Annotated in this window: 8 protein-coding genes; 3 read left to right on the plus strand and 5 right to left on the minus strand. The window is 30.1% G+C overall.

Features of this window, described 5'->3' with window-relative positions:
• Positions 1-254: 254 nt before the first annotated feature.
• The 5 genes from AXE80_RS08140 to AXE80_RS14275 all read right to left on the minus strand — a co-directional run bounded on the left by AXE80_RS08140 (position 255) and on the right by AXE80_RS14275 (position 11,886).
• Positions 255-4,370: a hybrid sensor histidine kinase/response regulator transcription factor gene (locus AXE80_RS08140; protein WP_068826168.1), complete on the minus strand. Its 4,116-nt coding sequence runs from the start codon at positions 4,368-4,370 to the stop codon at positions 255-257.
• Positions 4,371-4,507: 137 nt separating this feature from the next.
• A complete protein-coding gene (locus AXE80_RS08145) occupies positions 4,508-6,520 on the minus strand; it encodes a glycoside hydrolase family 127 protein (protein WP_068826170.1) in 2,013 nt (670 codons plus the stop codon).
• A gap of 4 nt (positions 6,521-6,524) precedes the next feature.
• Entirely contained in the window at positions 6,525-9,767 is a 3,243-nt protein-coding gene (locus AXE80_RS08150) for a glycoside hydrolase family 2 TIM barrel-domain containing protein (protein ID WP_068826172.1), read from the minus strand.
• A gap of 109 nt (positions 9,768-9,876) precedes the next feature.
• Positions 9,877-11,004 carry a glycoside hydrolase family protein gene (locus AXE80_RS08155; protein ID WP_068826173.1) on the minus strand — a complete coding sequence of 376 codons (1,128 nt, stop codon included), beginning with the start codon at positions 11,002-11,004 and terminating at the stop codon, positions 9,877-9,879.
• A gap of 678 nt (positions 11,005-11,682) precedes the next feature.
• Positions 11,683-11,886: a hypothetical protein gene (locus AXE80_RS14275; RefSeq protein WP_083194625.1), complete on the minus strand. Its 204-nt coding sequence runs from the start codon at positions 11,884-11,886 to the stop codon at positions 11,683-11,685.
• A gap of 158 nt (positions 11,887-12,044) precedes the next feature.
• Here AXE80_RS14275 and AXE80_RS08160 point away from each other — a divergent pair, with 158 nt between their 5' ends.
• The 3 genes from AXE80_RS08160 to AXE80_RS08170 are packed head-to-tail and all read left to right on the plus strand — an operon-like array spanning position 12,045 to position 13,415.
• The gene (locus AXE80_RS08160) at positions 12,045-12,800 is read left to right on the plus strand and encodes a hypothetical protein (RefSeq protein ID WP_068826174.1); all 756 of its coding nucleotides are present in this window, start codon (positions 12,045-12,047) and stop codon (positions 12,798-12,800) included.
• A 4-nt stretch (positions 12,801-12,804) separates the two neighbouring features.
• Positions 12,805-13,200 (plus strand): DUF5675 family protein, encoded by a 396-nt coding sequence (locus tag AXE80_RS08165; RefSeq protein ID WP_068826176.1) that lies wholly within the window; start codon positions 12,805-12,807, stop codon positions 13,198-13,200.
• A gap of 5 nt (positions 13,201-13,205) precedes the next feature.
• Positions 13,206-13,415, plus strand: coding sequence for a hypothetical protein (locus AXE80_RS08170; RefSeq protein WP_068826178.1), 210 nt, complete (start codon positions 13,206-13,208; stop codon positions 13,413-13,415).
• The last annotated feature ends 123 nt before the right edge of the window (positions 13,416-13,538 follow it).

The raw sequence follows: 13,538 nt of genomic DNA on the forward strand, positions 1-13,538 counted from the left end.
TAATAAAATATTCATATAATAACCTCTTTATTTACAGTTATTTTAAACTTTATACGAAGTACTACAAACACTAGGTAAAATACATTTATGTTTAGTCTAAAAATCTAGTTTATATAATTAAATATTCTATAACAAAGATTCCTTTTGTTAATAAATAAGCATTTTCTATAAAAAAGATACGTATTATACATAAAACAAAAAAGCTTCTTGAAAACAAGAAGCTTTTTAAAAATTAAAAAATAGAATATCTCTTTTTATAAATCATATTTCTCCTTTATTGAAGAAGAGTATTTACCAGGAGTTACCCCATATTTTTCTTTAAATACTTTTGTAAAATGAGTTCTACTTTTAAAACCTGTCATCATAAAAACTTCATTTACAGATAAATTTTGTTGTGTTAAAAATTCTGCGGCTTTTTTTAACCTATACATTTTAAGTAATTCAAAAGGTGTTTGGTCTGTTAAGGCTTTTACTTTTTGATAAAAATGTGTACGGTTTAAATATAATTCTTTGGCAAACCTATTAATATCTAACTCTTGGTTGTCTAGGTTTTCTGCCATTAAATCATATAGCTTTTCTAAAAAAGCATTGTCATTTCTATTGTTTAGGTTATTTTCTTTGGTTAATGGTATTCCTACCTGAAAACGCTCTGCCAGTTTTTTTCTATTTACCAGTAATGCCTCTGTACGTGTAACCAAATGCTGAATATTAAAAGGTTTATGGATATAAGCATCTGCTCCATCTCTTAACCCTTGTATTTGGTCTTCTATATTGTTACAGGCTGTTAGTAATATAACAGGGATATGGCTCGTTTTAATATCAGATTTAATTGCCTTACACAATTCTAATCCATTTAACTCTGGCATTAATAAGTCTGTAATAACAATATCTGGCCATTCTTCTTCCATTCTATCCAAGCATTCCTGACCATTAGTAAATACTTGAACATTAAAGAAATTAGACAACATACTAGACACAAAGTTTCTCATGTCTACTTTATCTTCTACATAAAATACAACTTTATCAGAAAAAGATTCATCTCTCTCTATTTCTGTATGCTCTACCTTTTGTAACACTATCTCTTCGTGATCAAAAGCATCTTCTGCTTTTAGAATAATCTCTTCTCTTTTAACTTCGTTAATGATAGATTTATCTTTAACTACAGGTAACTGCACATTTATTGTTGTTCCTACTCCTTCCTCACTTTCGGCACTTATATAACCATAATGCATTTCTACCAATCGCTTAGAAAAAGCCAAACCAATACCAGAGCCTCCTGAATAATTACTTCCTTTTTTTATGGATTGGAAAAAACGTTCAAAAATATGAGGTAAATCGTCTTCACAAATACCGATTCCTGTATCAGAAACGCTTACTAATAAATCTTTGTCATTGCTTTTAAAATCAATTTTTATGGTATCACCTTCTCTAGTGTACTTAAAAGCATTGTTAATTAAATTATTAAATATTTTTTCTAGTTTATCCTTATCTGCCGATACGGTTATGTTAGATTCAGAACTTGTTACTTCTATTTTTTTCTGTTCACTTGATGCCATGAACTCAAAATCTTTTACTAATTCTTCGATAAACGTATTAAAGTAAAACCTTGAGTAATTTAATTTTAATAAATGAGCATCAGCTTTTTGAAAATCGTGAACTTGATTTATAAGGTGAAGAATATTTTTAGACTGGCGTTTAACTAATGATAGCTTTTCTGTTACATCTAAATTGTTTTTAAACTGTTTTAACAAATAATCTATAGGACCACAAATTAATGTTATTGGCGTTTTTATATCGTGAGATATATTAGAAAAAAATCTAAGTTTTGCACTATTTAACTCAGTTATAGTGTTACGCTCTAATTGCTCAATTTCTAAATTGTAATTTAATTTTTGAATTCTTAAGGTTACGTATAAAGCAATAAGTGCTACAGTAAAAAACAGAAGTACATATAAAGTATATGCCCAATTTGTTTTCCAATACGGAGGGCTTATTACAATTTTTATTTCTTTTGGTTTTGTCCACTTATTTAAGGAGTTTGATGCCATAACACTAAATACATATTCTCCTGGCTGTAAACCACTATAATATACATTTTGTTGGCTTGATGGCACTTCTATCCAATCATTGTTAACTGGTGATAGTTTATATTTTAAAAAATGATTTTCTGGATTTGAAAAATGTAAAGATTTTAATTGAATTGAAAATACATTTTCATTGTGCTTTAATGCTATTTCTTTAGTATCATTTAATCTTTTATTTAAAAGTACACGATCGTTAATGGTATCATTAGGTAAAATACTTTTATTAAAAATTTTAAGGTCGCCAAATTCAAGTCGTGGTAATATCTCTTTACTTGGTAACTTTGTTGGATTAAAATAACACACTCCTTCTACTCCAGAAAAAATTAAATTTTTGTTTTTTAACTTTTTTGAAGTGAACCAAAAATCATCAAAAGGTAAACCATCTTGTGTACTATATTTAATAAATCTATTAAGTCTTGTATCTAATTTGTTTAGACCTATATTGGTTGTAATCCACAAATTATTTTCATCATCAAACAAAATACTTTTTACTGCATTGTTAGACAATCCTTGATCTTCGGAATAACTTATAAATTCTGGTGTTGTATCACTATTTATGACTTTACATACTCCTCCTCCTTCGGTTGCAATCCACAATTCATTATTAGGCAGTCTAATTACATCAGAAACAAAGTTGCTAGATAGTGATGTTTTAACATTCTCCTTTTTTAAATAATGATCTATTTTTAATTCTTTTAAAGGCTTGTTATCTTCTAGATGAACTCTAAAAAGTCCTTCAGAATCTGCACCTATCCATAAAAATGGAAATGAAGGGTCTAAGAAAATGGTTCTAGCCAATTTTAACTTTTTATCATTAAATACTGGGTTTGTATTTAATGATTGTACGTTTAAAAAGTTGTTATGATCATCTAATGTAATTTTAAATACATCCTGACCTGTTCCCAACCAAATTTCATCATCCTTAATTTGTGTAACACTTCTAAGCTCTATATTGTTAAAAAATGGAATTGTATTATTTGTAATTTGCTCCATTTTTTTGGCACCAGGACGTAACCTAAACAAACCTTTTTCTCCGGTTATTCTAAACCATACATTCTTTTTTGCATCGATAAAAATAACTTGGGTAGATGCTTTATACTCTTTTGGAATTACAAATGGTAAGGGTTCTAACTTATTTGATTCGGTATTTAATAGGACAGGTTCTTCTCTAAATGAACTTAAAAAAACACTACTACTATCTACTGGAACAATAAAAGAAATTTTACTTGACAATAATTCTTTTTCATGCTCTTGTTTTGCATTAAAACTTTTAAAAGGATTTTCTTCTATATTAAACTGAAATATTCCTTTATTAAAAGTACCAACCCAACATTTATTTTCTACGGTAGAAATAATACTACTTGTACGTAATACTTTAGAGTTAGACTTAAAAGTACTAATCTTTACATCGTTTCCATTTATTAATTTATGAACATTGTCTATATGAATTATTCCATCATTTAAAGCTCCTAACCACAAATTATTTAAGTTATCTATTAAAAGACTGGTAAATCTAATCCCTTTATAATATTTTTTATGATAAGTAAACTTACTCTTGTCACTACTAACCTTTATAAGATCAATTCCGTTAGAAGCTGCTACTAATAAGGTATTATCATCTATTTTTTTTATAGCGTTACAAGATGTGATTTCTGAACTTAAAACTTCATTAAACCTTTCTGTTTCTATATCAAACAGCATTAAACCATTAGAAGTTGTAAATAGGTAGGTTTTTGGAGTTAATTGTACTCCATCAAAAAACAATGTTTTTTGATTTGTCATTTTATTTTCTGGTATGTACTTCTTTTTTAATTTATACTCATTATCAAAAAATAATACACCACTGTCTTCTGTTAAGCAGAAGACCTTTTGCTTGTTTTTACTAAAAATAATTTTTCTAACTATTGGCCCAGTTCCTTTATTAGCATAAATAGCACTAATTTTTTCTGTGTCATATCTATATAAAGAAATCCCCTCATCTGTACCAATCCATAAGTTTCCATTAGCATCTTCGCTTAAAGCTCTAACCCTATTACTTACTAGAGTACTCTTGCTTACTCTATTCTTAAATGTTGTTAAATTATAACCATCATATTTATTAATTCCATCATAAGTTCCAAACCATAAATATCCTTTAGAATCTTGTAATATTGAAGTTACTCCATTATGAGCTAACCCATTGGAAATAGTTAAATTCTGCTTTAATTCAAGTATGGATTTTTGAGCAAAAACAAACGTGCAGACTAATAAAAGTGTAACAAAAAGTGAATATTCCCTTTTTAACATAAACCTATTGAGATTATGGGATTAATAAATATTTTAGACGTTTTGTGAAATATGGAATTACAATATATTAAAACACCATAAACAATCTCAAATGTAACTAAAAAATTAAATTTCTTTTTCTAATTTAATTTTAAACACTAGTTTTTATTCCAAATTATTGGCATAAAAACAGTCATTTCGCTAACTCCTCTATTACTCCAAGCATAGTAAGGAATAAAAGTAGCATTATATGTTTCCCATTTTGGTTTTTCTAATGTTCTGTACATGTTATTATCTCTATCTTTAGATAACATTACGTCTCCTTTTAAGATTGATAACCCTCCTAAAAAGTCTGACTCATTTTGAGAAGTTAACTTAATATCCGATGGAAGATACACATCTAAAACATTTGTATTTTCTGGTAAATCTGGAGATTCTATACAATATACAACAGGACCTTTTTTTATGGCTGCTTGATTTCTTACTTCCTCTATTTTTCTATGTCCAACAACTAATTCTGGTTTCATTGGCATAATTAAAGAAACAACGTCTCCTTTTTTCCATTTTCTATGGATCGTAAAATAAGTACCTTCTTTAATTTCTACATTTTCTTTTTTTCCATTTATAGAAACAGTACTTCCTTTTGCCCATTCTGGAATTCTTAACAAAATATCAAAAGCTTCTTTTTTACTTTTGGCTACTTCAATAGCAACAGCCCCATCCCATGGATAATCAGTTTTTTGAATCAATTTAATTTTTGACCCATCTAACAAATTGGTTTCTAATTTATTTCCTCCATATAAATTTACTGCCAATCCATTATTTGTTAAACTATAAGACCAGGCTGATAATTTAGCTATGGTTCTCACCAAGTTTGGAGGACAACAAAAACATGGAATATATGGCACTCTTGTAGTGTAATCTGTAATCCCCATTTTATGATCTAGGCTTCTTCTTAGTGGATTTGTATAGAAAAAATTTGTTCCTTTAATATCAATTCCAGACAAAGCACTATTATACATTACAGTTTCAATAACATCTGCATATTTAGCTTCTCCTTTTACACCCAACATTCTATAATTAAACATTGCATTACACAAATTAGCACAAGTTTCGTTATAAGAATGTGCATTGTGCATTTCGTAATCTATGGTAAAAGCCTCATGTACAAAATCTCTATTTGAAGAACCTCCATCGTGTTTTTGCCCACAAGCTCCAGTAATAAACATTTTCTGATTCACAATATTACCCCACAAACGATCTAAAGCATCAATTAAAGCTTGTTCTCCTGTTTCTGCATAAATATCTGTAGCTCCAGCATAATAATACAATGCTAATACAGCATGCCCAACAGCTTCTTTAGACTCTCTTAAAGCGGTTCTTTCTTGTACCATATCTCCAAGATTTAAATACCTTACTGTTTCATCAGGTTTTACTTTAGATTTCCCTCTCATATTCACAAAAATCTCTGCAAGTTCTAAGTACTTTTTATCCTTTGTAGTTCTATATAACTCCACCAAACCCATTATTTGAACTTGATTAAACCCAAACCTTGCTAATTCTTTAGGTTGAGGTTGAAAAACATCGTATAATTGATTTGCATTTTTAATAGCAATGTCTAAGAAATTACGTTTTCCGGTAATTCTATAATGTATAATTGCTGAAATATATAAGTGACCAGCATTATACATTTCATGAAATCTTCTTTCTGAAAAAGGCTTATTTACAGGAATTGTTATTTGGGTTTGTAAGTAACCGTTTTCTTGTTGAGCTTTTCCAATAATATCAATGTACTCATCAATTTCTTTTAAGATTTTTTCATCCTTATTAATTGCATATATATACAAAGCAGCTTCCATCCATTTGTAAAAATCTCCATCGTGCCAAAACATTCCTTGATGTTTTCCTTCTTGTAAACCAGCTGCTATTTTAAAGTTATTTAAGGCATGACCTGTATCACCTGTTAACAGTTTTCCCATATTTGGCACCATAGATTTTTCGGCAATCTCAAATTTATCTGCCCAAAAACCATCCGTCCATACACAATCTCCAATATTGATGCTTTTAAACTTTACATACTTACTGTCTGCATTATTAATAATTCCTTTTTCTTGAGAAAATAAATTCCCTAAACAAAATACTGTAACAAGTATAAGTCCTACTTTTTTCATCTTTTTAGTTTTGTGCGTTTAATATAAATTTTAAGCTATATCTCCCAGAAGGAATTACATATTTTGGTAACGTTTCAGACAACGTACCATTCACACTCATTTGAACAGTATGAATATTTAATGTATAAAAACCTTGTTCCTTTAAATCGAAAGGATGTTTCGCTTCTTGAATGTTTTTTGCTGAAAAAGGCCAAATTGAAAAACCAAATACTGGTGAACCTTTAATTTTTAAAGCACTCTCTTTATCCTTTGAAATTTCTAACCACCTAACATCAGAACGATTTCCATTTTCTTGAGGAAAAATATAATTGGTAAACAAATCATTGGTTTTAAAAGTAAATTCATCTACTTCTGTCCCTCTTTTTCTATCAATGTAATTTTCCCAAGGACCTTTTCCATAAAAAGTTGTTGTTTTATATTCTTTAGAAACCCCTAGTGTCATTCCAAACTTTACCAAACCTGGCAAATCTTTTTTGGCATCCATCTCCATATTAACCAAAATACTTCCGTTACTTAAAAATGTATATTGAATATTTAATTTCACTTCATCCTTAAAGTTTTTTTCAACCAAAATGATTGCCTCATTTTCCTTTTTTGAGATGACTTCTACTGATTTTGTTTCTAATTTTTCATTTAAAAACTCCCAGTATTTTCTAGATTTTCTAAAATCTTTACTACTTGCTCCTCGTAAATCGTTATCTATTGGAGGTCTAAAAAAGTTTGGTTTTAAAGGCGATAAAACCTGTTCTTTTCCTTGTTTGATGAATGAAATTAATTCTCCTGTTTTTTTATCAACTTTTGCTGAATATCCATCTCCTACAATTTTTATTCCTGATGAATTTTCTTCTGTTTTTAATGTCGATTTTGATGTAGAACTAAAATCATTTAATTTAGTTTTCTCTTTTATTAAAATTTGATCTTTGGCAATTTCAAATCCTTTTTTAGCCCAAAAAGTATCTTGTTTTTCATGAACAGAAATTCGTAACCAATATTCATTCTCTTCTTTAAAATCTACATTTTTGTATAGAATTTTTATTTCCCTTGATGAACTTGGCTCTACATCAATACTTTGTAAAACACCAGATTGAAGCTCTTTTCCGTTTTCAGAAAACATCCATCTAACTTCATAATTATTCAAATTCGTTTCATTCAAATGATTAAACGCTAAAACAACTCCTTTTTTTACATCAACAATTTTAAAATTAAAAGGCTGATGAATGTATTTCACTTCCCAAGCATGAGGATTTGGTTTTCTATCGGGTGAAAAGACACCATTAATACAAAAGTTTTTATCATTAGGATAATCCTCAAAATCACCACCATAAGCATAAAAATCATTTCCGTTTTTATCTTTTTTGGTCAATCCTTGATCAATCATATCCCAAATAAAACCACCAATTAAATTCTTTTTTGAGTTGATTAAATCCCAATATTCACCTAAACCACCTATAGAATTTCCCATGGCGTGTGCATATTCACACATAATAATAGGTCTATTAATATATTGACTTTCAGACATTGCTTTTAGCTGATAAATCTCTGGATACATTCTACTTATTACATCCACATAATCTGGGTCATCAGGATTTGCATGTGCTTTTCCACTAAAAACTTTTTGTCCTTCTTCTCCTTCTTTATAAACTGGATGTGTAGGTTTTCCTTGTGCACCTTCGTAGTGTATAAATCGAGAAACATCGTAATCTTTTACCCAACCAGCTGCTGCTACAAAAGCAGGTCCAGTTCCAGATTCGTTCCCTAAAGACCAAGAAATAACAGAAGGATGATTTTTATCTCTATCAACCATTCGCATAATTCTACTTAAAATTGGCATTGCCAAACTTGGTTGTTGTGGCGCATAACTCCCTAAATGATGTGTTTCTATATTAGCTTCATCCATTACATAAATCCCATATTTATCACACAAATCATAAAAATATGGATCGTTGGGATAATGAGAAGTTCTCACTGCATTAAAGTTGAATTTCTTTAACAGTTTTACATCCTCTTCTAAATCTTTTCTAGTTAGTGCTTTTCCTTTTACAGGATGATGATCGTGTCTGTTTACACCTTTTATTTTAACTGGTTTCCCGTTAATTAACAATTCGTTTTCAGCTGAAAAACCAACTTGTCTAAAACCAACTTTCTGACTGCGAGATTCTACAATTTTACCTGATGCATCTTTTACATCAAAAACCAAGGTGTATAAATATGGATTTTCAGTAGACCATTTTTTAGGACTTTTAATGTCTGCTTCTAAAAAAGCAAATTTGGTAATATCTCTTTGTGGCCATCTTTCAAAAAACACATCTTCAATGTTACACGACATTGGTTTCGCTAATACTTTTTGATTATTTACATCATATAAATTTGCTGTAATTTTCCAGTCTTTTAAGTGATCTTCATCACCTTTCATCCATAAATGAGGACGAATTTCTAACTTGGCGTTTTCTAGTTTGTCATCAAACTTTGTTCTCACAAAAAAGTCTTGTAAAGCAATTTTAGGTTGTGCCAAAAGCAGTACTTCTCTATGAATTCCGCTTAATCTCCACATATCCTGATCTTCTAAATAACTACCATCGCTCCACCTAAAAACTTGAACGGCAACTTTATTTTTCCCCTCATTAATATATGACGTAATATCAAATTCTGCAGCTAATCTACTTCCTTGACTATAACCTACTTTTTTACCATTTATCCATACATAAAAAGCTGAAGAAACACCTCCAAAATGTAAAATCACAGAGTGATTTTTCCAATCTTTTGGAATCGTAAATTCTCTATAATAACTACCAACAGGATTATCTCTATATTTTTCTATAAAAGGAAATTGTGGCGGATGAGGCCCCATGTAATTAAAATTTCTTGTTCCACCATTTTTAATATCTGGTGTAAAAGGATAAACAATATTGGTATAAATAGGTTGTCCAAAACCTTGTAATTCCCAATTAGAGGGAACTGTAATATCACTCCAATGATTGTTACTTTTAAAGTTGTTCTGAATAAAATCTTTAGGTCTATCTGATGATTTATCAACATAATTAAATTTCCAAATACCATTTAAAGATTGCATTCTAGAGCTCTCTCTATTACCTATCAAAGCATCTTTGTGATTTGCATAAGAATAACTTGGAACACGAGAACGTAATTTGTTTTGCTCAAACATTAATTCGTTTTCCCAATCGTTTTGAGAAACAACAAGCTGAGCATATAAAGTGAATGTAAATACCAGAAAAGAACGTAATTTCATTGTAAAAATTTAATATTTATAAATATAGATAGTATATAATAAAACATATCAAATTAATTTATCTTATCCTTACCTATTCTTACCTTAACTAAGGCTACTATTGATTGAGTTATTTTTCTTTTTTTACATTTTTTTTCATGTATTTATCAAAGCTTTTTCCATCAAAAGGAACAATCACAATTTTACTTGCGTGGTTATCACTTCCTTTGTCTTCTCCTTTTTTAACATCTATAACAGAGAATATAAAGTGAGTAACATGTCCATTTTCTACATGTACAGTTGGACGTTCTATAAATTGCCAATCATTAATAGTCCCATCAGTATATTCAAATATTTTTGATGTTTCTTTTTTAAAAGCAACTCCTCTGTATTTCCAATTTGTTATTCCATCTAAAGAAGTAAAATGATGAGAAGTTTTTGATGGCCAATGATTGTAAACTATGTGATACATTCCCCCACTATACCAAATAGTTGGATCTTCATTTTTAGTTTGAGGCAATTCTGGATAATTTTTATAAATTCTATCTCCCATTATTTTATAAGGACCTAAAATGCCATTTTTACTTAACATTGGTGCTGTAGATCTAGCAATAATCATATAATCCCCATCTGGTCTTAATAAAACTTTTACATTAGACATACGTCCATTTTTAGAGTAACGAGCAAGACTCGGTTCAAATCCATTGTTATCAACTTTAATTTTGCCTAATAGTTTAAAAGGACCATTAGGTGAATTTGAAACAAATATTTCTCCATCAGTAATTTCACTAGTAACAACAGCATATCTTCCATCATGCATTCTTAACCCCATAATATTGTGCCCCATTCCTTCTCTCCATTCTGGATAAATTAAGCCTTTATCTAAATATGGCCCCATAATGTTATTACTTACTGCATGAATCCCTTTTGACCCCAAATGCCAACCTTCAGTGTGAGACATTTTTTGATTCCAGCGACTAGCATATAAATGGTACATTCCGTCATCGCTTTTTACGATTCTCCCATCCCAGTAACACCAGTTTTTTAGGGTTGAATCTTCTAAACCATTATTAATGTCACGTGGTAAAACATTTGGAGCTCCCCAAATATTTTCCGAGACCAATTTACTTTGTGGTTTCATTGGAAGGAAAAAATCTACCAACGTTTTTTTTGATTGAGAAAACACATTAAAATCAACAAAAAGTAGGGCTATCACTAACAACAACTTTACTTTTTTATTTTGCCTATTAAAATTCATGCTTTAATTTGTTTTACAGCATATCAAATTAATACAACCTTTAAAATACAAATGTCTTTCATGGTATATCATATGTTCCTCACAATAATAAAAGGATTACTTTTTAATTAATGTGATAAGATTAGAATCCAAAACAATATGTTATTGATAGGTGAAATATACAGTATTCTAAAATTTCAGAAATATACTCCATAAAACAACGTTTGTAACGATAGTCTACACAAAGTTAGCTCAATGGTATCATTTAGTAAAAAACCTAGATTTAAAGCATTCAATACAGTTTCCTATACAATATATCTAAACGAGATATCCAACTTATTTTTTTAATAATAGATGTACCGATATTTATTTAAAATCTTTTAATGCTAAAAAAGTTTTTAGAGTTCAATTCAGAAGTGTGAAAAATTTAGAATTCTTTCTCGGATCAATCACAAAAGTTGTGTTTTAATATAAAATAAAAAAGCTCTCAAATTTCTTTGAGAGCTTTCGCGGTCTGGACGGGACTCGAACCATTTTCGCTATACCTTATAAAACAGTACCTAGTGATACTTTATGTTTTCAATACTAACCGATTTACTAACCTAAAAAATTGATACTATTTGTTATCAATTGACTTTCATTCGTTCCTACAAATTTACAAATTAACTACCTTTAAATCAATATAAAACGTATCAAATATTATGATACTTGTTTAAGATAGTTATTGATAATTTCGATATTTATTCCACTGTATTCAGCGAATTCTTCTGAGGTAATAAATTGGTGTGGTTGCTTATCAAAATATGCTCTAATCTCTTTTATAAGCCTCCTACCATAACGTTCACTTCTTCCAGTAATACACTGAATATCTTTTGGATAAATACATGCTCTGGTAATTTTCATGATTTAATACTTTAACTATGCCTTATCTATACTTTATCCATAGGGTAAATATACTCCTTTTCGGAAAGAAAAGCTTTTAACGGCCTTTACAACAATCTGTTTTTGATTTCTATATAAGATAACAATTCTTTTGCTATAAATCTTTAAATCATATTATTATGGCAAAACAAACAGGTATTATCAAACTAAAAGGAACTATCGGAGATATTTCTTTTTACAAAACAACAGATGGACATTTGGCTCGTGCCAAAGGTGGAATCGAAAAAAGTAGAATTCAAAATGATCCTGCTTTTCAAAGAACTCGTGAAAATGGTTCTGAATTTGGAACTGCTGGTAAAGGTGGAAAGCTTTTACGTAACGCTATCCGTATTCTTTTGCAGAATGCTAAAGACAGACGTGTTACAAGTAGATTGACTACTTCAATCTTAAAAGTAGTGAAAACAGACACTACAAACGTTCGTGGAGAAAGAACCATTCAAGATGGAACATTTGGTTTGTTGGCAAACTTTGAATTCAACATCAATGGTAAATTGGGAGCAACTTTATTTGCTACTTACACTAATGCTTTTGATAGAGCGACTGGGGAAGCAACTGTAAACATTCCGGTATTTAAACCAACAACTCACATTGCAGGTCCTTCTGGAACTACTCACTTTAAAATTGTGACTGGGGTTGCGGAATTGGATTTTGAGAATGAATCTTTCGCTTTTGACAATGATGAAACAGCTATTTTACCATACGATGGTAATGATACTGCTGTTATTGACTTGACTGCTTCAGCTCCTGCAAACTCTGTACTACCAATAGTACAGGTAATTGGTATTGAATTTTACCAAGAAGTAAATGGTCAAATGTATTCATTGAAAAATGGGGTTTACAATGCATTAGCTATCAAGATTGCTGATAAAGTGTAAGGATATGGATATCTATTTACATAGAACTTATTTTAAAGAGAGTACCAACGGTGCTCTCTTTATCCAAGATTCATTTTTTGGTTTCTGTATCGAGTTGCCCTGGTTAGAGAATCGTAGAAATGTGTCTTGTATTCCAGAAGGAGTCTATGTATTAAAACCAAGGTATTCTCAAAAATTCAAACATCATTTGATTTTGGAAAATGTTAAAAATAGGACACTTATTTTAATTCATCCTGCCAATGATGCTTTGAAAGAATTAAAAGGCTGTATCGCTCCTGTAACCTGTTTATCAGGTATTGGAAAAGGTACTTCTTCCAGAAATTTATTAAACAAATTGGTTTCTAAATGTTATCAGGCTTTTGACAGAAATGAAACCGTTAAACTCATTATTAAATCTTAGAACTTATGAATATTCAAGAACGATTAAAACATCCAACACCATCCTTTTTTAGAAAACTTAGAAACATTGGTTTGGCTCTTGCAGCTGCAAGTGGAGCCATCTTGGCGGCTCCGATTGCATTACCTGCTGCTGTGATTACTTTAGCTGGGTATGTTGCAGTTGCCGGAACGGTGGCCACTGCGGTCAGTCAAGCTGTGGTTTCAGACAAAAAGTAAAAAGCTATGGGAAATCTTCAATTAAAATCAACCGTATTTGGAGGAACATTGTTCACAACCATAGCCAATATAAAACTACATGATGTTTACTTCACCATTATCATGGCGGTCATTGGTGCTGTG

This window comes from Wenyingzhuangia fucanilytica (assembly GCF_001697185.1).
Classification (GTDB): domain Bacteria; phylum Bacteroidota; class Bacteroidia; order Flavobacteriales; family Flavobacteriaceae; genus Wenyingzhuangia; species Wenyingzhuangia fucanilytica.